Origin of the sequence: Leptospira weilii serovar Ranarum str. ICFT (assembly GCF_000332415.1) — a bacterium.
Classification (GTDB): domain Bacteria; phylum Spirochaetota; class Leptospiria; order Leptospirales; family Leptospiraceae; genus Leptospira; species Leptospira weilii_A.
Genome location: NZ_AOHC02000041.1, coordinates 1 through 22,625 on the forward strand (window position 1 = coordinate 1; position 22,625 = coordinate 22,625).

Annotated in this window: 18 protein-coding genes and 4 pseudogenes; 11 read left to right on the plus strand and 11 right to left on the minus strand. The window is 41.3% G+C overall.

Annotation, left to right across the window (positions count from 1 at the left end; translation table 11 throughout):
• Window positions 1–13: 13 nt before the first annotated feature.
• The 4 genes and pseudogenes from LEP1GSC060_RS13230 to LEP1GSC060_RS21015 all read left to right on the plus strand — a co-directional run.
• Window positions 14–640: pseudogene (locus tag LEP1GSC060_RS13230) on the plus strand (FFLEELY motif protein); the annotation flags it as partial.
• On the plus strand, window positions 637–1,365 hold the full coding sequence (locus LEP1GSC060_RS13235) for an OmpA/MotB family protein (protein ID WP_003005752.1): 729 nt from the start codon (window positions 637–639) through the stop codon (window positions 1,363–1,365). The pseudogene LEP1GSC060_RS13230 and the gene LEP1GSC060_RS13235, both read left to right, overlap by 4 nt.
• An 11-nt stretch (window positions 1,366–1,376) precedes the next feature.
• A complete protein-coding gene (locus LEP1GSC060_RS13240) occupies window positions 1,377–1,811 on the plus strand; it encodes an LA_2478/LA_2722/LA_4182 family protein (RefSeq protein WP_003006152.1) in 435 nt (144 codons plus the stop codon).
• Window positions 1,807–1,911, plus strand: a pseudogene (locus LEP1GSC060_RS21015) (carboxypeptidase); the annotation flags it as partial. The gene LEP1GSC060_RS13240 and the pseudogene LEP1GSC060_RS21015, both read left to right, overlap by 5 nt.
• Window positions 1,912–2,673: 762 nt before the next feature.
• Here LEP1GSC060_RS21015 and LEP1GSC060_RS13250 read toward each other — a convergent pair.
• From LEP1GSC060_RS13250 to LEP1GSC060_RS13265, 4 genes are all read right to left on the minus strand, one after another.
• Window positions 2,674–3,864: a pyridoxal phosphate-dependent aminotransferase gene (locus LEP1GSC060_RS13250; RefSeq protein WP_003006078.1), complete on the minus strand. Its 1,191-nt coding sequence runs from the start codon at window positions 3,862–3,864 to the stop codon at window positions 2,674–2,676.
• On the minus strand, window positions 3,861–4,100 hold the full coding sequence (locus LEP1GSC060_RS13255; protein WP_036096460.1) for a DUF2905 domain-containing protein: 240 nt from the start codon (window positions 4,098–4,100) through the stop codon (window positions 3,861–3,863). Before LEP1GSC060_RS13255 ends, LEP1GSC060_RS13250 begins: the two co-directional genes overlap by 4 nt.
• A 289-nt stretch (window positions 4,101–4,389) precedes the next feature.
• The gene (locus LEP1GSC060_RS13260; RefSeq protein WP_003006515.1) at window positions 4,390–5,946 is read right to left on the minus strand and encodes an FAD-dependent oxidoreductase; all 1,557 of its coding nucleotides are present in this window, start codon (window positions 5,944–5,946) and stop codon (window positions 4,390–4,392) included.
• Entirely contained in the window at window positions 5,943–6,512 is a 570-nt protein-coding gene (locus LEP1GSC060_RS13265) for a hypothetical protein (RefSeq protein WP_003006219.1), read from the minus strand. The genes LEP1GSC060_RS13260 and LEP1GSC060_RS13265 overlap by 4 nt, the downstream gene beginning before the upstream one ends.
• 86 nt (window positions 6,513–6,598) lie before the next feature.
• Here LEP1GSC060_RS13265 and LEP1GSC060_RS13270 point away from each other — a divergent pair, with 86 nt between their 5' ends.
• From LEP1GSC060_RS13270 to LEP1GSC060_RS13280, 3 genes and pseudogenes are all read left to right on the plus strand, one after another.
• Complete coding sequence (locus LEP1GSC060_RS13270; protein WP_003006257.1) at window positions 6,599–6,832, plus strand: ferredoxin; 234 nt, start codon at window positions 6,599–6,601, stop codon at window positions 6,830–6,832.
• Between the two features lie 197 nt (window positions 6,833–7,029).
• Window positions 7,030–7,918: pseudogene (locus LEP1GSC060_RS13275) on the plus strand (sensor histidine kinase); the annotation flags it as partial.
• Between the two features lie 70 nt (window positions 7,919–7,988).
• Complete coding sequence (locus tag LEP1GSC060_RS13280) at window positions 7,989–8,378, plus strand: response regulator (RefSeq protein ID WP_036096587.1); 390 nt, start codon at window positions 7,989–7,991, stop codon at window positions 8,376–8,378.
• 143 nt (window positions 8,379–8,521) lie between these two features.
• Here LEP1GSC060_RS13280 and LEP1GSC060_RS13285 read toward each other — a convergent pair whose 3' ends face one another.
• The 5 genes from LEP1GSC060_RS13285 to LEP1GSC060_RS13305 all read right to left on the minus strand — a co-directional run bounded on the left by LEP1GSC060_RS13285 (window position 8,522) and on the right by LEP1GSC060_RS13305 (window position 12,842).
• Window positions 8,522–9,988 (minus strand): NADP-dependent isocitrate dehydrogenase, encoded by a 1,467-nt coding sequence (locus LEP1GSC060_RS13285; RefSeq protein WP_003006799.1) that lies wholly within the window; start codon window positions 9,986–9,988, stop codon window positions 8,522–8,524.
• A gap of 369 nt (window positions 9,989–10,357) precedes the next feature.
• Window positions 10,358–10,540: a hypothetical protein gene (locus LEP1GSC060_RS13290; RefSeq protein WP_003005890.1), complete on the minus strand. Its 183-nt coding sequence runs from the start codon at window positions 10,538–10,540 to the stop codon at window positions 10,358–10,360.
• A gap of 188 nt (window positions 10,541–10,728) precedes the next feature.
• Window positions 10,729–11,142: a nucleoside-diphosphate kinase gene (locus tag LEP1GSC060_RS13295; RefSeq protein ID WP_003005802.1), complete on the minus strand. Its 414-nt coding sequence runs from the start codon at window positions 11,140–11,142 to the stop codon at window positions 10,729–10,731.
• 9 nt (window positions 11,143–11,151) lie between these two features.
• Window positions 11,152–11,634, minus strand: a complete 483-nt coding sequence (coaD, locus tag LEP1GSC060_RS13300; RefSeq protein ID WP_003006177.1) for a pantetheine-phosphate adenylyltransferase — start codon at window positions 11,632–11,634, stop codon at window positions 11,152–11,154.
• On the minus strand, window positions 11,631–12,842 hold the full coding sequence (locus tag LEP1GSC060_RS13305) for an argininosuccinate synthase (RefSeq protein ID WP_003005876.1): 1,212 nt from the start codon (window positions 12,840–12,842) through the stop codon (window positions 11,631–11,633). The genes coaD and LEP1GSC060_RS13305 overlap by 4 nt, the downstream gene beginning before the upstream one ends.
• A 547-nt stretch (window positions 12,843–13,389) precedes the next feature.
• Here LEP1GSC060_RS13305 and LEP1GSC060_RS13310 point away from each other — a divergent pair.
• A complete protein-coding gene (locus tag LEP1GSC060_RS13310) occupies window positions 13,390–15,780 on the plus strand; it encodes a M4 family metalopeptidase thermolysin (protein ID WP_036096589.1) in 2,391 nt (796 codons plus the stop codon).
• A 46-nt stretch (window positions 15,781–15,826) separates the two neighbouring features.
• On the opposite strand, the gene LEP1GSC060_RS13315 is transcribed toward LEP1GSC060_RS13310, so the two are convergent.
• Together LEP1GSC060_RS13315 and LEP1GSC060_RS13320 are read right to left on the minus strand one after the other, a co-directional pair.
• Complete coding sequence (locus LEP1GSC060_RS13315) at window positions 15,827–17,080, minus strand: DUF2779 domain-containing protein (protein ID WP_003006242.1); 1,254 nt, start codon at window positions 17,078–17,080, stop codon at window positions 15,827–15,829.
• Window positions 17,081–17,391: 311 nt separating this feature from the next.
• Window positions 17,392–18,549 carry an ACP S-malonyltransferase gene (locus LEP1GSC060_RS13320; RefSeq protein WP_003006307.1) on the minus strand — a complete coding sequence of 386 codons (1,158 nt, stop codon included), beginning with the start codon at window positions 18,547–18,549 and terminating at the stop codon, window positions 17,392–17,394.
• An 806-nt stretch (window positions 18,550–19,355) separates the two neighbouring features.
• On the opposite strand from LEP1GSC060_RS13320, the gene LEP1GSC060_RS13325 reads away from it, so the two are divergent.
• The 3 genes and pseudogenes from LEP1GSC060_RS13325 to LEP1GSC060_RS13335 form a co-directional block, all read left to right on the plus strand.
• Window positions 19,356–20,285, plus strand: coding sequence for an ABC transporter ATP-binding protein (locus LEP1GSC060_RS13325; protein ID WP_003006418.1), 930 nt, complete (start codon window positions 19,356–19,358; stop codon window positions 20,283–20,285).
• Between the two features lie 6 nt (window positions 20,286–20,291).
• Window positions 20,292–21,020: an ABC transporter permease gene (locus tag LEP1GSC060_RS13330; RefSeq protein WP_003006589.1), complete on the plus strand. Its 729-nt coding sequence runs from the start codon at window positions 20,292–20,294 to the stop codon at window positions 21,018–21,020.
• A pseudogene (locus tag LEP1GSC060_RS13335) lies at window positions 21,008–22,601 on the plus strand (hypothetical protein); the annotation flags it as partial. The gene LEP1GSC060_RS13330 and the pseudogene LEP1GSC060_RS13335, both read left to right, overlap by 13 nt.
• Window positions 22,602–22,625: the final 24 nt, after the last annotated feature.

Here is a 22,625-nt window from a genome sequence, read left to right on the forward strand (position 1 = left end):
ACACCTAGTATAACTAAAAGCGGCAAGAACGGAAGTCGTTCGGGCGCAGGTCGAACGGTTTCGAGTTTTTTACGCGAACTACTTTCATCTGGAAGAAACGATTCCGATGGTCGAATACTTTTTCGAAAAAATCTATAACCTAGAAGGAAGAGAACTCTGGCTCCATCTTGCGATGGACACGTACCAAAAAGTAAAAGGTATGATGAAAGAAACTTCGCGGGAGAACATAGAATATCTCATCGAACTCAATAATCTTACGGAAGAGCTGGATACGATTTTCGCCAATCATCTGGTGGATTCCGGTTGGGACGGCAAACGCTTGAGTAGGGAGGAATACGATCTTTACTACGGTCAAATGGGTCGCTACAAAGAACGGATGAGACAGTTGGAAATCGTTTTACGAAATCTAAAAATTTTTTACGAATTGGCTCATAAACCGATTAGCGCATTCTTAATCAAACCGGCTCGATTTATGGCTTCCCTTCTCGGTGTGTCCGCTTTATTTAAAAGCGTCGAAGAAGCGTATAACGCGACTCTTCCCGTATCTTCAAACATATTCAATTCTTTTTATGAAGAAGTGAAAAAGAAAGAAACGGAATACATTCATAGGTTACTCGGAGAAAACCGGAAAGAAGCGTGAGCAGACTTCGCAGACAACTTCTGGAAAGGGGGCGCCGTAAGGATGAATCTCACGAGAATCGAGAGCGTTGGCTTTTGACTTACGCGGATATGATCACTCTTCTTTTGGGTTTGTTCATCATCATGTATTCGATTTCTCAAGTCGATCAGGTAAAACTCAAACAAGTCGCCGACGTGATCCGAGGCGGTTTCGGTTTGGGAGAATCTTTTTTTCAAGGAAGTGCGATTACCTTAGAAGAGGATCCTCTGTTGCAACCGAGGACGTCGCTCTATCGTTTTTGGGAACGCGTTAGTTACGCTTTAAAGAAGTTGAAAGAAAAAGCCAAACTCAATATCGGAATCCAGGAAACCGAAGAAATTAAAATCGTACTTTTCGGCTCCTCTTTGGGAGAAGGTAGATTCCAACCGGACGAGGAAATGATTTTTGCATTTCAGAAAATTTCGGAATTATCTTCGGCGATGGATGTGGACATTGTTCTTAAAGTTCAAATCCCCTACGGAAACGAGGCCGCTCAAAAAGGTTTTAGAAACGTTTGGGAATACAACGCGTATCGCGCGGAACTGATCGCGGATTCGTTGTCTAAAAATTACCGAATCCCCAAGGAAAAAATTTCCATCGAGGCTTCCAGCTCGTATAAACCCGTACAATCTTCCGCGGCGACTCCCGAAGGAAAAGCTTCGGGGGAAAGGGTGGAAATTTTTATTCGCAAAAAAACGGAACATTGATCGGAGAATTCATGAGGCGAGATAATTTAAGGATTTTATTTTTTATTTTTGGAATATTCTTTTTTTTGAATTTATTTTTTTGTAAAAAAATTTCCGTATCGCAAGGGATTCAAGACGATCTATGGAGGGAAGAATCTTCCGAACTGGTTTCCGCGTATTGCCGGAAGTTAGCGACTTGCGCGGAAGGATCTTTCTCGGATTTGAAGGATTCTTCCAAAACTTTGGTTCTGGAAAGGTTGAACCCCGCTCATTGCGCCGAAAAGTTTCGTAAGTCGAACTCGTACTTACTTGTAAACGAAAATCCGGAAGTTATCAAAAGGGCAGTCAGAGGTTGTTTCCAAGCAGTGATCGACGAAAACTGTGAAAAAATTCAAAAAGGCGTTTTAAAACTTTCCGAGGACTGCAATCGACTTCAGGCCATTCAATCCAAACAACATCGAAATTGAATATGTTGCCGGTCTGAAAAGACTCAATCGATACGATAAAAGAATTCTGAAAATTTTAAAATTGGGAGGCAAACTTGCGTCCTTAAGTCAACGTGAGTTCGGCGGTTGAAAATCTGGGCGAATCGCCCGCATGCAAACTAATCATCCCTTTAAAAGTAAGTACCTAAATGCCGCCTGTCTCCAATAACTTTTAAAACGATTCGTATTTGATTTCAATTTTTCTATTGAGTTCCAAGTTTTTACCGTATAAGGATTCCGACTGATTCCGCTTTCTTTTATCTAAAAATATGATCTTAAAACCTTCATTCTCTGTTTTTTTATCTAACCAAATAACATGCGTAGCCCTTCTCAAGTAAGCGGACTCCCTTCTGTTTTCTTTTCTGTAAATCTTCGAGTCTTTTTTCTTTATTTCATTTTTTGCAGAACTATCTTTTTTTGCAGGGATGAGTAAGAATCAGTGGATAGTTAATTTACAGAAGAGGAAAATCAACTTTGTTAAAGCCGAATGCTCTATTAGGAAGATCCCCTGCACTCTGATTTCTATTCACTGACGCTAATACGCCGATCCCTAAAATGTTCCGACAAGAATGAGGTTTTTTACTTGCAAAAAGTATGATTTTCTGATAGAGAAAAACCTCCGAGCCTCTTACGATCTTCAAAGGTCTCATGAGAGCGCTTGATATCGGATTTATGTTCAAATTACTTACACAAAGTCGTACTATAGGTAAGGATATGCAAACACGGGGGAAACTCAACACAACGCTTCCTAAACTCAATCTCACTCCCTAAGGGTCGTTCGATAAGGCGCGTTGTGGGGGCCGAGCTTTTGACGGAGGATTGTCGTACTTCCGACAGAAAAAATTCATTTCTTGAAGTTCAAAATTTTCTCCAAACCGGATTCGAACGTTTCCGTTGGCGTCAAAAGACTCAAAACGAGTCTTCCCGTGTTTTTTTCGTCGGGAAAACCGAACATTTCTCCGGGATGAGAATAAACTTTTCCTTGTTTTAATAAGCGAAGTGAGAATTCCTCTTCCGGAAAAAAAATCTCACTTTCTAAAACGCAGTACCAACCTGCGTTCGGAAAGTCGCATCGAATCGTTTGTGAAACGGTCGAGACGTTTAGCGTTCGTTTTAAAAAAGAAAGATTTCTTTGAATCCGTTTTATGATTTGGGATTGGATTAAATTCTTCCATTGCAAAAGATCGGGAAGTACGTTTTGAACCGGAGTATTTACCGAAAGATACGTATCGGATATAAGTTCCAAATATTCCTTCGCCTTTTGTTTCCAAAACTTCGGCCCGCTGAGTAAAATCCAAGAAAGTTTCATTCCAGGAAGGCCGAGCATTTTGGACAATCCGTTTACGCTGATAACCGGTATCTCCGAATCGATCAATGTCTTATGAGATTCTTCTCCGTATACGTAGTCGGAAAAAACTTCGTCTATGATCAACGGTAAATTATGATTTTTTAAAGTGTTTTTTAAGGAGTTAAAATCGAATTCGTTTAAGACGGAGCCCGTGGGATTGTTCGGACTGACGACCAAGAGAAGTTTACATTTTTCTAAATCCTTCGGGTTCAGATCCGATTCCTTTAATTTCCAACCGTTTTTCTTTTTCGTAAAATAAGAAACGGTTTGTAGTCCTTCCATCACGGAAAGAAATTCAAACAGAGGATAACCGGGCGCGGGAATCAAAATCGAATCGCCCGGATCGCAAAACAATTTAAACAAATACGAATATGCTTCCGAAGAAGAGGAAGTTAAAAATAAATCGTCCGGATCGATTTCCAATCCTTTTGAGCCGTAATATTCCTGAATTTTTTTTCGAGCTTCTAAATTCCCGCGAGGATTGGGATGATAGGTAATGAGATCCGCAGTTCCAAAGCCGTGTCGGATCGCTTCCACCGGATATTGAAAACCCGCTTGTGTCGGGTTGGAAATCGTGAGGTCGTAATAGGGAATTCGGTTTTTCTTATATTCGGATAATATTTTTGCGAATTCGTTTTCCCCTTCTTGAAACGAAAAGCGCGAACTGAAAGAAAACGTTTCTTTCACGGAGAACCGCTTTTGAATTTTTGAATCAAAAAAAGAATCAGGGAGATAAGGACGCTGACTAAGATGGAAGTAGCCAAAGGAAAGTAGAATCGAAAGTTTTCCCTTTCGATACGGATATCGCCGGGGAGTTTTCCTAAATAATTCAAGAAAGGGATTTTATTTCCGTAGAGGATGAAAAGACCTATGAACAAAAACAAAACGCCTAAAATCAAAAACGGTTTGGCAAAATTTTCCATGGATAATTTCGATCTTAACGATTTTTATTTTCGAGTCAAGGAGCAATCGGGCTTATTAAACTCGTTCGGATAAATTCAATTTTACTGATGTTTCCATGGATGATTTCAAACATTCTTACTTTTAAAAACGGTAAAATAATTTTAGTTAAAAGATCCGTAGTCATTCGGGTATTTAAGCGACTTTGATTCTAACTTTCCGTTTTCATCAACGAACCAAATGTTGTCTTCGAGTAAATCAAACCCGAAAATTCCGAATACGAAGGAAGAACAAAAACTAAAAGTAATTTTTTCATTCCGAATCTTCGAGAATGAATTTTGCGGCTTGTTTGCTGAAAGCCATGATCGTATAACTCGGATCCACCGAAACTCCCGTAGGAAATACGCTGGAATCGGAAACGTATAAATTTTTCAATCCGTGAACCCTGTGTTTCCAATCCACGACGGATCGGGAAGGATCTTGACCCATTCTACATCCGCCTGCGGGGTGAGGAGCGGCCATCATCATCGAAGCGGGACTGAGTTCAAGTCGATCAATCTTATCCATTTCTTTTTCGGAAAGTATTTTTGTTCGTTTCAGATCCGGTAAAAGAATCCACTTGGCTCCGGCTTTAAAATTCAATCGAACCTGTTTACGGATACAATCTTTCAAAAACTCTTTCGTCAACTTTCCGAAGTTATACGTCACCGTACGTTTGCCGAAGGAGCTTATCGAAATGTTTCCGAGTTCGGAAGGAACGTCGTCGATCCACCCGATCGTTCCGCCGACGTGCGGAAGTTGTTTCATGATTTCCCTATGTTCAACTCCGAAGCCGGGGATCAAAGCCGCGAGGCTTCCGGGTTGAAGTTGGTTTGCCATGATTAAAAATCCGCCTTCGATATAAGTTCCGTCCGCTTTAAAACGGGCCAAACGAAATTCTTCGACCCCGAATGCGGAGGGGATATTTCTCCACTGAACGATCGGTTCGTCGTAGAACGCGTGTACGAACGGAGACGGATTGATTGCGAGATGTTCTCCGAGAGCGGGAAGTTTTTTCTTCCATCCGTTTCTCAGTAAGAATGTGGAACTTCCGAATCCACCCGCCGCGATCGCAAAAACGGGCGCCTCAAATTTTAAAGTAATTCCGGATTCTTTTCCGGAAGGACGATCGATCATGGCCGCTTCTAAAAATTCCACCTTGTCGCCTTTGAGTTCCAAACGAATCGCTTTGCAATCCGCATAGATGTCCGTTCCTAAGGCCATCGCTCTTGGAATATGCGTAATCAATTGACTTTGTTTGGCTCCGTACATACAGCCCTGCATACAATGACCGGACTTCTGACAGTTCTTTCTCGCTTGTGGAACCGGATTGCCTTCCCAACCGAGAGACTTGCAAGCCTTCCTCACAAGCTGGTTCATTTTATTATAATATTCTTCTTTAGCGGGATGAACGTTTAACGTTTCATCCAATTCTTTCCAATGAGGATTTAGGTCTTCGGGAGAATGACCGTGAACTCCGTACTCTTCTTTCCAAAAGTCGAGTCTGTCGTCCGGAGTTCTGTAACTATCGGCCCAATAATGAACCGAAGCGCCGCCTACGTTCTTGCCATAGACGAGATTGATCGTTCCGGTTGCATCCGTAGCCATGTTTCTTTCCGCTGAAACTTTTCCGGCCATATTGAGTTCGCGATTGTCGAAGGTTCCGGTATGATAGTAACCGCCTTCTTCGATCATCACCACCTTCTTGCCGTTTTTGGAAAGTTCGTAAGCAAGCGTTGCACCGCCGCACCCGGTTCCTACGATGACTACGTCCGCTTTAACGGTTCTGGAATTTCCTAGGTTTTTCCATTCGTAAACGCGCCCGCTCATGACTCCCCCAGGATTTTCTTATAATAGATTCTGGATTCGCTTAACTTTTCGGGAGGATTTCCAAAAGGTCCGTCATACGAAATCGCCTTGAAGGAAGATTCGTGTCCGTAGTAAACCAAAAAGATCGGTAGTTTAAGATTTACTAATGCAGCTCGAATCGTGTCGGACTCGGTGGATTCCTGAACGTGTAGAAATTTTTTTCGATCCTCTTCGCCTAACTTGGAAAAACGACTCCAATAACCCGTAACTAAAGGAAGATATTCCAAAATTAGAATGAGGGATTTGAAATCGTCGGAGATATCGGGGTCCACAAAGAAAAACTCTTCGTCCAATCTGCGTATTACTTCCGCTTTTTCAAGATCCGGAAAACCGGGTTCTTGGGGTAAAAGGCTTTGAGAGTAAGCCGATAAGAATTCAACTTCGGATGTGGAAAAGAATAAGGTTTTGGCGACGGATCGGTTTTTAGCTCGGCTCAAAAAGAATGCGCCGATACCGATACTCAACAATCCTCCAAGGCCGAAACCGAATAACTTTCGTCTGGATATTTTTTCCGTCCATAAGCTCATAACTTCGGTGAGTATCCTTAGATCGGAACGGATGTCAATTCTGAAAAGAGGTTGACGAAACAATCGTCCAACCGACTTTATAAAACATGGCCGATAAAAACGATAAAGTCAAACAGAACGCGCCTGGAAAATACTATATCGATAATAGCTGCGTTCCTTGTAACGACTGTATGGAAGAAGCGCCTATGCTTCTGAAATATACGGACGACGAATCCAAAGTTTACTTTCATAGACAACCTGCTACTCCGGAAGAAGAAATCGCGGCAAAAAAAGCGATGGAGATTTGTCCTATCGAAGCCCTCGGAAACGACGGAGAATAAATTTAAAAACTTGTAGGATTTTATTTTCAAGTTCGACAAGAATATTCATTTTTGATCTTTAAGAAAATCTTCGATTTCCCTTCTTTTTATCCAAGGAAACTTTTCAACAACGGTTCTAAAAAACGACGTTTCGATATGTTGATTTATGAACATAAGAAATCGAGGCGCGTTCTTTCCGATTGGAACATAATCGATGTATGGTGAAAAGATATTTCCATAAAAGCGGAAGTACGATATGGATTTTATTGATCGTGTCTCTTGTAAGAGATTCCCAAAAGAAACCTTTATTTTTCATCTCTCAGATCCAGGATATTACCGATCGTAAAAATATGCTTTCGGCTTTAATCGAAAAAAATGAGACGTTGCAAACTTTAAGCAATCACTTAACGGAAAGAAATTCTCAATTGGAAGAATTCAATCAGATCGTTTCTCATAATTTGCGTGCGCCGATCGGAAATATTTTTACGCTTACGACTATGTTGAATGAAAAAGACGTTACGGACAAGGAACAACTTCTCAAATCCTTGGAAACGAGTGTAGAGGATTTGATGACCACGTTGAACGATATCGTGGAAGTGATCAAAATTCGCAGAAACAAGAACGTGGATAAACAGACGTTTTTTTAAGGACGCTTTTCATATGGTCCAAAATCTTCTCTTCGCTCAAATTAAGGAAAAACGTGGAGATTCGAACCGACTTTGCCGAGGCTCCGGAAATTTTTTATCCAAAAATATACTTGGAAAGTATTTTATTAAATTTATTGAGTAATGCTTTAAAATACTCGGACTCGAACCGAAAATCGGAGATTTCTTTCGTCTCATTTGTCGAGGATAAGAAATTCTTTTTAGTGGTACGGGATAACGGTCTGGGGATCGATCTTAGGAAGTACGTCGCCAAATCTTTAAAATGAACAAAACGTTTCACAGAGAAAAGGAAGGGCAGGGGATCGGATTGTTTATGACGAAAAATCAAATAGAGTCCCTTGGCGGCGAAATAACGGTTGAAAGTTCTCCCGGTAAGGGTACATCTTTCACCATCAATTTTAATAAGAACTCGTCCCAAAACATAGGAAAATTGCGGAAATGAATGCGATGCCGAAAAAACTCGAGACGTTTTGGGACAAACTCTAAGTATAATGACTTTGAATAAACGTAATATGAACTTCTGGTTAGTCGATGATGATTCCATCTATATCATGATTGCAAAACGATTCTTGGAAAAGGACGGTAGAGTCACGGAACTACGCGATTTCCAGGACGGAGAATTGGCGCTTCAGCAGCTTCAAACATTGAGCTCCGATCGGGAACAACTTCCGGATGCGATCTTGCTGGATATCAATATGCCGTTTATGGACGGTTGGCAATTTTTAGACGAATTTAAAAAGATCCAAGGGGGACTCGCAAAAAAGGTCACAATTTTTATGGTAAGTTCTTCCGTCGATGAAAGGGACATCGTAAAAGCGAACTCTTTTCCGGAAGTTAGAGGTTATCTTTCCAAACCTCTCACTCAGGATCATATTCAAAAGCTTTATAGCGAACTAACGTAAGGCGGTTTGTAAAAATTAAATTTAGTTTTTACAATTGAATATAATATGTTCTTGCAATTTTCTGAATATTCAGAACCGGTTATAAAATTTCCGAAATGACGTAGCTTTCTTTTTTTAAATTCGATTTATTTTCCTATCTTTTCTTACTCCCCTTGTCCTAAGGAGAAGGCTCTTTTTCCGTCAAAGTAATATAGGTTTTCGGTTTTTATGGTATCAAAACCCGCCGAGTCCAGTTTTAAGAGAAGCTCCGCCACTTGTTTGTGAGAGATCGGATGATACGAAGGATCCTCCTGTTTGATCAAGGCTTCTTTGCTCACGAATCTGCATCTCCAGTGGTCGATCAAAAAAGTTTCCGGTTGTCCGTCGGGATAAACTTGGACTCCTCGGTTCGTGATGATTTTTAACATCAGTTCGTTTGAAAGGGATTTGAGTTTGTTTCCGAGTTCGTTCGGATCGTTTCCGATCCAATCCAGAAAAACGTCGACACCGACCAATTCTTTCTTTTGGACGATTCTCTTATATTCGGGAATTATAATTTTCTTTGCCTTACCGAAAGAAACGGGTTTGAATTTTTCGGGAAGATGACCCAGGTTTCCGATTACAGCCTCCGCAAATTCCCTGGTTCCGACCTTGATTCTGCTTACGCCGGCTTTAAAAATATCTCCGGTGTGGATTCCTTCTTCGACCGTCAAGAGCCAAGCGTTGTTGATCTTTGCCGCAACATCCGGTTGTCCGATATGAACGAGCATCATAACGGCTGCATTGAGTAAACCCGACGGATTGGCGAGATTTTTCCCCGCGATATCCGGCGCCGATCCGTGGATCGCTTCGAACATGGAAACGATTTCTCCGATATTGGAAGAGCCGGCCATGCCGACCGATCCGGCGATTTGTGCGACGATATCGGAAATGATATCTCCGTATAAGTTCAAGGTAACCACTACGTCGAAGTTTTGAGGTTTGTCCGCAAGGTTGGCGGCTCCGATATCGATGATCTGAGAATTTGATTCGAGGTCCGGATATTCTTTGGCGACTCCTTTTAAGATATCATGGAACAAACCGTCCGTTTGTTTCATGATATTATCCTTTACCATCGCCGTTACTTTTTTTCTTCCGTAGGCTCTTGCATATTCGAAAGCGTAACGAATGATTTTTTCCGATCCGGGACGGGAAATCAGTTTGAGACATTGAACCGTATCGTTGGTTTGTCTGTGTTCGATTCCGGTATAAAGGTCTTCTTCGTTTTCACGGATGATGACGATATCGAGAGAAGGATGTTTGGTTTCCACATACGGATAAAGAGAAAAACAGGGCCTAACGTTGGCGAATAATCCAAGGGTCGTTCTGACGGTGACGTTTAAACTTTTGTAACCTCCTCCCTGCGGAGTTGTGATGGGAGCTTTTAAAAATACTTTGGTTTGTCTGAGAATGTCCCAGGCTTCCGGTTTGATTCCGGAAGAATGTCCTTCTTTATAAACTTTTTCCCCGATCTCGATTTCGATCGGATCGATCTTGGCTCCGGCCGCATTCAAAATTTTGAGAGTTGCGTCCATAATTTCCGGACCGATCCCATCTCCGTGTGCGATTGCGATTTTTGTTTTTTCGGACATTCTCGTCTCCTAATACTTCTATTAGAATGAGAACGAAGAAAGAGGTCAATTCTCTTACATCTTAGGGAGAATCGAGTTGGAAGAAAATGTAGGAACTCTTACAAAATCCTAATGTCATTCCGGAAAAATGTGGAACTTACTGCATTGCACGGGATGAAAAAGAAACTGAATTGGAACCAAAGAAAATTTAGGAATTTGTAATAGAAGACGGATAAAAATTCGGGAAGGGATGTCAGGCAGAAAGAGAAGATTTGTAAGAATTCGTCTTTTGGAAAATCCGAAAATCTTGTTTGAAAAGACAGAGTTGCGAAAGGTTAAAATCGAAAACGACTCCTCATGAACGTAAGTTTCTTTATGCAGGAACGCAGATTATTCGATTTCAAAATCCGATTCGGAATCCACAAGAAACTCTTCTCTGGAATAAATAAGCTCCATCACGTCGTCCATCCAATCCGGGGTTCCGTGATTCGGATCACCGAACGGATCGTTGGCCCTATATTGTTTCATGATTTCGCTGTGTTTTTGAAGTTGTTCTCTTGTGCTTGCGTTCATATTCAAATTGTCGGTTTAAAAAATCGTTTTATAACTGAATTTAGAAAATAATTAATAATTTCTTTCCAAAAAGTACAACTAAAAAATCGAATCATTTAAAAATATTTTAGACTGAAGTCGAAATTCATCGTCGTAGAAATTCTGAAAAAATACGAATGGGTCTAACGATTGTCAGACCCAAAACCGTTTTAAAACAATTCGTTTCCTTTAAAAAAGAAAGAAACTTCAAGAGCGGCGTTATCGTCCGAATCGGAACCGTGCACAGCGTTCGCTTCCTTACTTTCCGCATACAGAGCGCGAATCGTTCCGGCTGCCGCTTCTTTCGGATCGGTCGCTCCGATGACTTCTCTCCAATGAAGAACGGCGTTATCCCTTTCGAGAGCGGCGGCGACGATCGGTCCGGAAGACATGTAGTTGCACAAGTCGTTGTAAAACGGACGAGCGGAGTGCACTTTATAGAATTGTTTTGCATCTTCGAGAGATAACTTTAGGTATTTTAAACCTAGGATTTTGAACCCTTCTTTTTCGATTCTCGCGAGAATGTTTCCGACGTGTTTGTTTTTTACTCCGTCTGGTTTGATCATGATGAACGTTCTGGACATTTTTTTTCCTTATTGAGAGAGTTTTTTAAGTAATGCTTTGCTGACGATTTCAGGAACATGGTTGCTCACGTCCCTACCGTGTCTCGCGACTTCCTTTACGATCGTGGAAGAAATGAAGGAATATTCGCCCGAAGACATGAGAAAGACGGTTTCCACATTCGGAGCCAATTTTTTATTCATTAAAGAAATTGCATATTCATAGTCGAAGTCGGTGACCGCTCTAAGTCCTCGAATGATACTGTTGGCTCCGACCTGATTGCAGTAATCCACAGTGAGACCCGGAAAGGTGTCGATCTCCAGGTTTTTCATTCCTCGGGTGACTTCGCGGATAAACCCGAGTCTTTCTTCGATCGAAAACAAAGTGGACTTGTTGGAATTGACCGCGATCGCGATAATCACCTTGTCGAAAAGTCCCATGGATCTTTGAAGAATATCCAAATGTCCGTTGGTCAACGGATCAAAGGAACCCGGATAAATCGCCAAATGTTTCATTTTTTACGAAGCCTGGCCGTTTCTTGAGCGGGTAAACCGTAGATATTGATAAATCCTTCCGCGTCTTTTTGGTTATACAATTCTTCTTTTTCAAAGGTTGCCATTTCCGGATTGTAAAGAGAGACGGAAGATTTCCTTCCCACGACGGAACACGTTCCTTTGTAGAGTTTTACTTTTACGGTTCCGGTCGCGTATCTCTGCGTTTCCGAAATAAAAGCGCGAACCGCTTTCATTCTTGAGGAGAACCAGTGACCGTTGTAAATGAGTTCGGCAAATTCTATGGATAATTTATCCTTATGATGTTGTGTGTCCCGATCGATCGTGATCGATTCCAAATCCCTATGAGCGACGAACAACACGGTTCCGCCCGGAGTTTCGTAAACGCCTCTGGACTTGATCCCAACCAAACGATTTTCAACGATATCCACTCTTCCCACTCCGTGTTTGCCCGCGATGGTATTGAGGTTTTCCATCACTTCGAGAGGGTTCAGTTTTTTACCGTTGATCGCGACACAATTTCCTTCCTGAAAATCAAGTTCCAAATATTCGGGCGCATCGGGAGCTTTTTCGGGAGAAGTCGTCAAAAGAAACATATTCTCGTTCGGTTCTCTATAAGGATCTTCTAATATTCCACCTTCGTAAGAAATGTGCATGAGGTTACGATCCATGGAATACGGTTTTTCCGCGGTTACGGGAACCGGAATTCCCTTGGTCTTTGCGTATTCGATCAGATCGGATCTACCGCCGAAACTCCAGATTCTCCAAGGGGCGATGATTGTTTTTTCGGGAGCCAAAGACTTAACGCCGAGTTCGAAACGAACCTGATCGTTTCCTTTTCCGGTCGCCCCGTGAGCGAAAGCGTCCGCGCCTTCTTTTTCGGCGACTTCCACCATCGCTTTGGCGATCAGAGGCCGAGCGAGAGAGGTTCCCAAAAGATAACGCATTTCATAAAGCGCGTTTCCTTGGATGGCCGGAAAAATAAAATCTCTCGCAAATTCCAAACGGAGGTCTTGGATATAAACCTTGGAAGCGCCGGTTTTAATTCCTTTTTCTTCCAATCCGGAAAGTTCTTCTTTTTGACCCACGTCCACAGTAAAGGCGATCACTTCGCAACCGTATGTTTCTTTCAACCAAGTGAGAATTACGGACGTATCCAAACCGCCGGAGTAAGCGAGGACGATTTTTTTAACAGGTTTGTTTTGCGCCATTCTGAGAACACTGAAAATCGGTGCGGGTCTGTGGACAACCGGATTTTCCCGATTTTGTAGCGGGATTTAGATAGTTTTTGTTTTCGGAAGTTCCGGCTTTTCTTAAATCTTAGAAGTCGTAAAAATGAATGCCGTATTACACGGTTTATATTTCTTTTTTGAGAACATTTTTGTAAAGATAGCTTTTCTCTCAATTTTTTCTCCTGACTTCTACTTTTTGAACGATCGTGTATTTTTCATTTTAATAAAAATGTTTTGAACAAAGAAAAATAACCTAGGACGGATTTGACGGCGGGCGAGTTTTATGTTGTCTAAGATTCTTTAGAAAAACAAGATTTATTAATTTTTTATATTCTATATAAAAAATAGTTTACTTTTATTATGTATTTTTTTACTAGTTCAATCCAATTTGAATTAAATTTTCATTTTTATGAATATTCGTTTTTTAACATATTTATTTTAAAGTGAAAAATTTTTAAATGATTGTCCATATACGCGGTCGATGTTTTGGGATTTCACAAAATACAAATTTAAACGGAGGAATTTTATGAAATTTTTTAAGCGGTTAGGAGTTGACTTGAGGAGAAAGATACTCATTGGTATCTTTTTCTTTTCAATTTTATTTTTATTTTCTTGTAAGGACGGACAAGGATCCAGGATAGAATCTTGGTTGGGAATTTTAAATCCGGTCAAACCGGATAACAAGGCGATCTCGGAGAGGGTATATACGTCTGACGGTTCGATTACACTTGCAAAGTTTAATTCGGATCTTGTTCCTTATGCTCGGAAACAGGCTCCTGAAGTTTTAAAAACGTATTTGCAATTACCTTTCAATTCAGAACCGGTTTTTTTGCGTTCGAATCATGTTGGTGATTATGATCACGATCGATTCCAACAGAAATACAAAGGAATTAAAGTTGAAAACGGAATTTATACGGTAATTTCAAAAGGGAACACGATCGAATCGATGGTCGGGCAATTTTATCAAGTTCCGGAGGATTTAAGTTCTTCTCCTCGATTGTCTCAAGAAGAAGCGCTTTCCAATGCACTCAAACATTTTGGAGCTAAAAAATATATTTGGGAATCTCCGGAAAGAGAACAAGCTTTGAAAGCGAAAAGAAATGATCCGAAAGCAACTTATTTTCCAAAGGGGGAGCTTTTGGTTTATCAACATTCTGGAGGCAAACCAAATTCTAAAAAAGAATTTCGATTGGCATATAAGTTTGGGATTTCGGCGATCGAACCGTCTGCTTCCAAATATATTTATGTGGATTCTAACTCCGGTGAGATTTTGTCGAGTAGAGACGCTAGAAGATACGAAGCGAATGGAGGTGATCCGACTCCGACAACTCCACAACCCCTGCCGGATACGAATTACGGACTTTGTTTTCCGGATAAAACTCCTTGTATCAAACAGGGATTTGCATCGACTCGTTTTAGCGGAGTGAAACCGATTACAACTTGGACTGCGGGGGAAGAGAATCATTATGAACTTAAGGATTATTCAAGAGGACACGGAATTGTTACGTATTCTTGGGAATTTGTACAAGACCCTTTCTTGGGAATTCAATTTTTGAATATTCCAATGATTGATACTAACAATAGTTGGATAACATCTGAATATCATGATGACTATAACCATGATGCTTTGTTGGATGCACATTGGGGAATTGAAATGACTTATGACTATTTCAAATCCATTCACAATCATTTGAGTTATGATGGAGATAATAGCAAAGTAGTGAATAACGTGCATTACTTTGATATGTTTGCAGCCAATAACGCGTTTTGGGATCCTGTTACGGAAGAAATATATTATATATATTGTCCTCATAATAGTAGTATATGTAAGAGTTTTGATGTGGCTATTATTTTAGATCCAAGATTTGAAGATTTGACTTCTTTGGATGTTACCTCTCATGAATTTGGGCACGGTGTAAATGGGGACATTGCAGGTTTCAATTTTGATCCGGAGCCTGGTGCTCTCAATGAAGGATTCAGTGATATTTGGAACATTGGTGTGAATCATTTTGTGAACAAAACTCTAGGAATGCAAAAAAATATTTGGTTAATAGCGGATGAAACGGTTCCGGGAGGTGGAATGCGCTCCGCAGAAAATCCGAAATTGACTACGGTTCTCAATCCCGGACCAAATACGTACTATGGGGGTCTTTGGGACTTTGAAAACAACGAACCACATACGAACAGTCTTGTTTTGAGTCACTGGTTTTATATCCTTTCCACAGGAAAACAAGGGATCAATGATCATTGGTGTGAGTATAAGGCGTCAGGAATCAGCATTGAAAAAGCGGAAAAAATCGCTTACGCGGCGCTCCATTATCTTTCTCCTACATCGGGCTATAAGTCTGCAAGAAGTGCTGCTGTTCTTGCAGCTAAATTTTTGTATGGGAAATTTTCTTCGGAAGTAAAAAATACAATCGATGCTTGGGATGCGGTAGGTGTTCCTGCGCAAACAAATTCTCGCGGAGGAGAGGGAATGATTAAACCGAGACATTTCATCACATCCGTTAAACTTTCAAGTCTGGAAAAAAATTCCGGAAATGATTGTGGATATAAGGATAACACTTATCTACACCCGAACGTTTGGAAAGGATTCACTTACAATATCGTGTTATCGAGCGAGGGTTCTTTAAGTATTCCTTCTAGAACTCATCGCTGGAGAGTATGGATTGATTTCAATCGGGACGGTAGTTTTGATTCTTCGGAAATTGTAGTTCAGGATTCTGTTTACTCCTCGTATGGTGGAACACTACAAAAATCGATTTTGATCCCTACGAGCGCACTCACCGGAGATTTAAAAATGAGAGTTTCCATGAAAGCCGCTCTCGGTTCGGAAACTTATCCGCGTGCCGACGAATCGTTCACTGAAGGAGAAGTGGAAGACTATACGATTACCGTTAGCCAATTCAGTCTTTAGAATCTTAAACGGCGAAGAGTTTCTAAATCGGCTCAGCTGGGCCGATTTAGTTCGTTTCGATCCATTCTTTGATTTCCCTCAAAATCAAAACCATTGCATAGGTATCGAGTTTGCAGTATTCGATGAGATTCTTTTCGATCTCCGACTTTTCGGATTTAGCCATCGGTTCGGTTTTGGCTCGTAGAAATTCGGAGTTTGCCATTTGACCGGATTGGATTTCGAGGCTCTTGTAATTCCTGCCTGTGACGACCGGGAGAATGGTTTTTAAGGAAGTACTTCCTTTTTGATCCGGATGATAATAATCGTATTCCCAAAAAGGTTTTGCCAAATCCATAAAATCGTCCCCGATCGATTTAAGCCAATCCTTATATTCGGGAAAGGCCGAAGCGGATTCTTCCAGGCATCTTTTTTCAAATTTATCGTTAAAACAAAGGATGGTCCCTCCCGGAAGAATCCATTCTTGCAGTTTTTCTAATATTCCTTTTCTGGGATCTATGATTCCGTCGTCGATATAATGAAAACTTTCGGGTTCTTGGGAAAGATCCTCCCGTATCACGTGTAGCGAAAACAAAAACGGAACGTGTTGAAACGGGTTCGTGTTCGGATAAACCGGAATCGGAGGATTGATCGATTCGAAATCCAAAAAGTGAATCGGATAACGAAGTTTTTCGAAAAACTCGGTGAAAGCTTTTTGATTCGTATAGGGAGTTCCGGTTCGCATCGCCTGAACCTGAATTTTTTGACGAGGAGTCAAACTTTCCGTTTCTTGAATGTCTTTTAGATTGAAAATTCCCTGTTCGTAAAACCTTACGGATTCTTCCTTCCCTTCCCGAAGTGTGAAGATATCGCCCGGAATTTTAGGAGCCAAACAGATTTCCGGATAAGAACAGTTTCTAGGATGAGAACATAGATTACTCGCAAAACGAGGAGGAGGATTTTTTCTAGAAAGAAGATCGTATAAGGAATAGGCGGCTTCTTTCGTTTCCTTTTCTTTAAGGGCGACTTCGTTTGTCACGTCCTTACGCACAAAAAGAGAATCGACTCGAATTTCGTCCTGGAAGTGGAACTTGGAATTTACGAAAAGAAGAGTGCATCCCGAAACCGGAAAACCGCATTCTTCCATTACGAATTTTTGAAATGCAATTTCCGGAATATGTTGCTTTTTGAATGAACTCGAAACTTTGAGAACGATTATTTCGAAGGTTCCGGGTATTTTTTCGTTTGGCAGAATGTATTCCGCCTTCATGGAAAATTTTTCCGTTTCCAAACAGGCGGACCTGACTCCCTTGCCGGATTTCAAAATTTTTCTGGTTTCGGAATCGGAATAACGAACGTTTTTGGCTTCGGGAAAAAGGGAATGGGAAAGATCCCGTAAAAGGGATTTTTGTTTCGGGGAAATGTATTGGTGTTCAAAGGGATCGAAATCGGGGCGACGTTGATACGTGTTTAGCCAAAGAAGATATTCGCAGTGAAGGCCGGTTGTAAAGTTCGCCTTTGCGAGTTTTGGAATTTCTCCTTCGGGTCTTTTGAGGGAAAAAAATCCGGAAACCCATTTCGGAAGATATTTCCGAAACGGGTAAATCCGCTTTAGAATCGAAGATATTCTATTTTTCAGGCCAATAGAACCTTGATATCCTTAGGGCTTGAAACGGCGTAGATTTTATTTTCGGAAGTTCCCATGTTCGCTTGAGTCAGTTTTTGACTCACCACACTCGGCCCGAAGTCGATACCGGTCACGTTTGCGGTGGTAACGAAAGGTTTAACCGCCTTATCCCAATGGAGAGTTTTGATCAACATCTCTCTAAAAAGAGGAAGACCGATTTCCGCATCGGATTGCATGTTTCTTCCGTCGAAGATGGAATAAACGGGAACTTTCAGATCGGAACCTTTGAAATTGAAACCGATTCTTTCCATGTCCAAGGGAATAGTTTTGTTCGTATCTTCCATATGCGGAGAATGGAAAGGAGCGGTTGTTCTCAGATAAACGAACTTCACTTTTTTTTCGTCCATTTCCGCTTTGAACTTTTTACGAAATTCGAGAAGAGATTCGGGATTTCCGGAAACGATGTTGGAATCGGGAGTGTTAAAAAGACTTACGTAAACCGCTTTGGCTCCGCTTAATCCGAGCGCCTCGTTGGTTTGTTTCACCCTGTCTTCGAGTTCTTTTTGGGAATAACCGATGACCGCAACCATCGGAGCCGGTTGTTTATCACCCACTTCTTCGTTTGCTTTGAGAAGAGTTTCGGAAGGATTGTAAGCGCCCACGAGTTCCTGCGCTCTGTAACCGATATACAAAACGAACTTTAAGAATTTTGCATATGCCGAATAAAAATCCGCGCCTTCTTTACCAAGCGCGAATAACGCGGAAGAAATAACTCCCTGGCTATGTCCTGTAACACCGATCAAGCTTGCGACCAATTCGGAAACCGGAAAACCTTTGTTCGTGAATGCGACGTAGTTTCCGATTTGGGTTAGAAAAATCCCGACGATGGAAACGGGCGCACTACAGAGATAGTTTTCATCCGGGGCCGAATCCGGATTTTTAACCCAGCTTTCGAAGTCATAACCGCCGTAGACGATTTTTTTATCGAGTCTGGGAACTTCTTCGGCGATGGTTTTAAAAGAAATATCGAAGAATTCTTTGAGAGAAGGCTCGGACTCGTAAAGTTTGGAGAGTTCTTTCAAGAAGGGAGATCCTTGTCCTCCGAATTGCAGAAAGAGTTTCCCTCCGCTAACCTTAACTTGATTCAGAAAGTTTGCAATTGCCATGAACTTTGTTTTTCCTTAGGTGTTTAAGGATGAATCTCGTTTTACGGGAGGTTTCGCAATTCTTTTTTATTCCGAGAACTTGGGTTGTGTTCTACTTTCGCACTTGAATTCCCGATCTTCAGATGTTGTTTTTTTCAATTGAGTTAAATGGATGAAAACAAATCGAATGAAGAAGGAGGATTTTCTAGAACGACTCCTTTAAAACCTTTTCAATTTTTTATACGAGTCAATTGTGTTTATAATGGTTTGGAGATCGTTTGAAAGATAGAACCCGAACGAATCTTTACGAGGATCATTCGAAAAAACCGATTCCGATCCAGGATACAAAGTCATAGGAGTGTCTCGGAAATATTTTGCAGCTTGTCCCAAAAAGTTTTAGAACGATGTTTAACGATGAAATAAAAAACTTTTCAAGTGAATGAATTCAGTCGGGAAATGTTACGTTTTCAATTTCCACGTTCAGTAAGAAAAAAATCTTGTTCATTTCGTAAAACGAAGATTTGGTGAAACACATAAGGGCTTTTGTTTTTAATTATAAAATCCTAATTTTTTGAGATAAAAGAGTTTTTTATTTTCTACAAAAGTTTTTTGGAACGAATCAACCGTTGATTTCGGTCGAAAATACTCGCGCCGATCGATCCCATTTTTGCGGATTCGAAAAAATTCATTTACGAGAAAGTGATTGACCCGAACTCATAAATTTTTTTTATTTTTTTCTGAGTCTTTACGATAAACGTAAGATTTAAAAATTCCATCCTATCGGACTTCCTGAGTAATGAACTTCCCGATAAAAAGTTTAAACAAAGATGATCAAAGTTAAAAACCTATCTAAATTCTATGGCAAAAAACTCGCTATAGATCGTCTGAATTTTGAATTGGGAGAAGGAGAAATCGTAGGTCTTCTCGGTTTGAACGGAGCCGGCAAAACGACCACGATTCGAATTCTCACCGGATATCTGATCGCGTCCGACGGGATCTGCGAGATCGACGGAACCAACACGTTCGAGAATCCTCTCGAAGTGAAAAAGAAGATCGGTTATCTTCCCGAAACACCGCCTCTTTATCCGGAACTTTCGGTGGAAGATTATCTCAAGTTCGCCGCGAGAATCAAACAGGTTTCGTCCGAGTCGATCGACTCCGAGATCGCGAGAGTTTGTGAAAGGACTTTTCTCACGGATGTTCGTAAGAGTAACATCGAAACTCTTTCGCTCGGGTTTCGTAAGAGAGTGGGAATCGCACAAGCGCTGCTTGGAAATCCGAGAATTATCATTTTAGACGAACCCGTTTCCGGACTCGATCCGAAACAAATCGTCGAGATCAGAAATCTCATTCACTCTTTGAAAGAAGGGCATACGATTTTACTTTCGAGTCATATTCTTCCCGAAGTTTACAAAACTTGCAACCGTTTCCTGTTTTTGCATAAGGGGAGAATGGTGTATCAAAGAGATAGAAAACAACTCGAAGAGGAAATGGAAAAACTCTCGGGTCTTGAAGTTACTCTTTCGGGGGCGAACGCCGAGTCCGGTAAGAAATTTCTTTCCGCTTTTCCCGGAGTGAACTCGGATAAGATTCAATCCATCGGAGAGGATTCGAGAGGAAATACGTTTCTCGTTTCCACCTCCACCGAAAGGGAATTTAAGGAAAAACTTTTCGCATCCGCATCTTCTTCTCCCCGTTTGGAATACATTCGCAAACAGGAAGTCACCTTAGAACAGATTTTTATGAATCAGGTTTAGACAACGATGTTTCAAAATATTAAATGGATTTTTTTCAAAGAAGTGAAAGTGTTCTTCGGAACTTTTATGGCTCCCTTGGTTTTCGGCGGAACCGCCTTTTTAAATTCTTTGTTTGTGCTCATTCTGAATTTTAACTCAGGCACAAATTACGTGGATACGACGGTTATCACTTTTCTTTCCTTTATGTCGACGATCATCATCGCGATGTTGATTCTTGCGATGGGAAGTATCACCGAGGAAAGAAACCGAGGAACCTTGGAACTTCTTTTTACGGCTCCGATTACGGATTTGGAAATCGTAGCGGGCAAGTTCGCTTTCGGAGCTTTGATTTGTCTTTTGATTTCCGTTTTCGTAAACGGATTGTTTCCGATCTTTCTTTATTCCTTCTGGAAGGCTCCTTTGTACATCGTAGTCTCGGGAACGATCGGAGTTTTTCTTTTGGGAATTTTTTCTTTTGCGGTCGGGCTTTTCGGAAGTAGTCTCGGTAAAAATCAGATGATTTCGCTTCTGATTTCCATCGTGATCGTTTTGACCCTTTGGGTATCGGGATATTTTTCGTATCTGTTCGATTCCGTAACGAGAAAAATTCTCTATCACCTTCATATTTTTTCACACTTCGTCGGCTTTTGTAAAGGAGTTCTGCCTTTGAACGGAATCGTTTTCTTTGTGAGTGGCGCGTTATTCTTTCTTTATCTCACCGTAAAAGTTTTGGAATCTAGGAGATGGAGAGGATGAAAAAAGAATCCGTTTTGTTGAGAATTTTTCCCTGGGTTTCCCTCGCGTCTTTGTTTTTATATTTTCCGGTTCGGGACAGCATACAGTTGCCCGCAAGTCGTTGGCTCTGGGCGGGTTTCGTATTGACGATCCTGATTTTGGAGCCCGCTTATCGCTGGTTCCAAAAAAAGAATATTCAAGAAGAATGGAATTCTTATATAGCTGCGGCTTTGAGCCTTGTCGCTTTCGGGATCTATCATCTTCGGGTTTTTTTGGAAGAGCTGGCGCTGAGGTCCAATTCGACCGGCTCCGGAAACGAAAGAATCCGGGAAATTCTTTTGGTGCTTCTGGTTTTTTTTACGGCCGGATTTTTAATTCTCACGTTGTTAAAGGAATTGGGAAAGGATTCCGCGGGCGCTCAGAGCGTTTTGAAAACCTCGAAACAGGCTTTGGTTCGATACTTTATCATGAACCTCGCGATCGTTTTTGCGGCTCTTGTGATCGTAAATTACATTTCTGTAATGCGAAATCACAATTTCGATCTGAGTTCCAAGGGACAATATTCTTTCGGCCCGACAGCCGTCAAAATTCTTAAAAACGTCGGCAAAGAAGTCGAGGTAATCGCTTTTTATCCGAGACCTCTGGAAAATTCTTCTTCGAGCGATAAGGCCAATTCTTTTTCGTTGAGAAGGATTCGTCCCGATCTGGAAATTTATTTGGATCAACTGAAATCTTTGAGTCCTCAGTTTAAGGTTCGTTTTATCAATGCGGACGTGGAGCTGGACGATCTCGCCGAGTTCGGCCAGGTTTCAAACGGAATCATTCTTTTTAGAACCAAAAAACCTTTGGCTGAGGCGACCGGAAAACAATACGCGGAACAAAAACTTGCGATCAGAGAAAAAAACGATCTGGAAGATTTGGAGCGTAAGATCGTACAAGCGGTCGTGAACATCACAACGGAAGAAAAGAATATTTATTTTACTCAATCCAACGGAGAAAGATTTTCACCGATCTTTCAAAATCTTCCGAACGAAAAGGTCGGAATTTTATCCAACTCCTTGAGTTTCTTAAACTTTAAAGTCAAAGGACTCGGGATTGCGGAGGGTTGGCCGGTTCGAATTCCGGAAGATACGGACGTTCTGATGATCACGGGACCGACCGTCGCGTTTTCGAAAGAAGCGCAAACCGCTCTCCTGAATTTTATCGAAAAGAAAAAGGGAAAGGTTTTTATTACGATCGATCCGAAAGGAACGGAAAACTTTGGATGGCTTTTGGAAAGGTCGGGTTATGAATTTGCAAAAGGGCCTTTGTCCCAAATTCAGGGCCAGGCCGGAATGGTTCTCGCAAAGTCTTTTAGAAAACATCCGATCGAGGAAACGTTAACCAGAAAAGACATGGGCGCCATGTTTCCGTTTGCCGGTTATTTTGTTCCTCAGACGAATCTCGGGTCGGGCGGTAAAAATCTCGAGGTTTTTCCTCTGATGGAATCCGGAGGAGAATCCATATTAGATAAAAATAATAATGGAAAGTTGGATACGGGAGAGGAAAAGAGAAACGTAATCCTCGGGATGATTTTGAAGACGATTCCGAAAATTCAGAACGGATCGATCGAGACCGAAAAAAAAT

Bases quoted from the DNA above. Each gene is read 5' to 3' on its own strand.
- LEP1GSC060_RS13310 (WP_036096589.1), top strand. From the start codon at position 13,390: ATGAAATTTTTTAAGCGGTTAGGAGTTGACTTGAGGAGAAAGATACTC.
- LEP1GSC060_RS13270 (WP_003006257.1), top strand. From the start codon at position 6,599: ATGGCCGATAAAAACGATAAAGTCAAACAGAACGCGCCTGGAAAATAC.
- coaD (WP_003006177.1), bottom strand. From the start codon at position 11,634: ATGAAACATTTGGCGATTTATCCGGGTTCCTTTGATCCGTTGACCAAC.
- LEP1GSC060_RS13265 (WP_003006219.1), bottom strand. From the start codon at position 6,512: ATGAGCTTATGGACGGAAAAAATATCCAGACGAAAGTTATTCGGTTTC.
- LEP1GSC060_RS13330 (WP_003006589.1), top strand. From the start codon at position 20,292: ATGTTTCAAAATATTAAATGGATTTTTTTCAAAGAAGTGAAAGTGTTC.
- LEP1GSC060_RS13280 (WP_036096587.1), top strand. From the start codon at position 7,989: ATGAACTTCTGGTTAGTCGATGATGATTCCATCTATATCATGATTGCA.
- LEP1GSC060_RS13320 (WP_003006307.1), bottom strand. From the start codon at position 18,549: ATGGCAATTGCAAACTTTCTGAATCAAGTTAAGGTTAGCGGAGGGAAA.
- LEP1GSC060_RS13285 (WP_003006799.1), bottom strand. From the start codon at position 9,988: ATGTCCGAAAAAACAAAAATCGCAATCGCACACGGAGATGGGATCGGT.
- LEP1GSC060_RS13290 (WP_003005890.1), bottom strand. From the start codon at position 10,540: ATGAACGCAAGCACAAGAGAACAACTTCAAAAACACAGCGAAATCATG.
- LEP1GSC060_RS13240 (WP_003006152.1), top strand. From the start codon at position 1,377: ATGAGGCGAGATAATTTAAGGATTTTATTTTTTATTTTTGGAATATTC.
- LEP1GSC060_RS13295 (WP_003005802.1), bottom strand. From the start codon at position 11,142: ATGTCCAGAACGTTCATCATGATCAAACCAGACGGAGTAAAAAACAAA.
- LEP1GSC060_RS13325 (WP_003006418.1), top strand. From the start codon at position 19,356: ATGATCAAAGTTAAAAACCTATCTAAATTCTATGGCAAAAAACTCGCT.
- LEP1GSC060_RS13260 (WP_003006515.1), bottom strand. From the start codon at position 5,946: ATGAGCGGGCGCGTTTACGAATGGAAAAACCTAGGAAATTCCAGAACC.
- LEP1GSC060_RS13305 (WP_003005876.1), bottom strand. From the start codon at position 12,842: ATGGCGCAAAACAAACCTGTTAAAAAAATCGTCCTCGCTTACTCCGGC.
- LEP1GSC060_RS13255 (WP_036096460.1), bottom strand. From the start codon at position 4,100: ATGGAAAATTTTGCCAAACCGTTTTTGATTTTAGGCGTTTTGTTTTTG.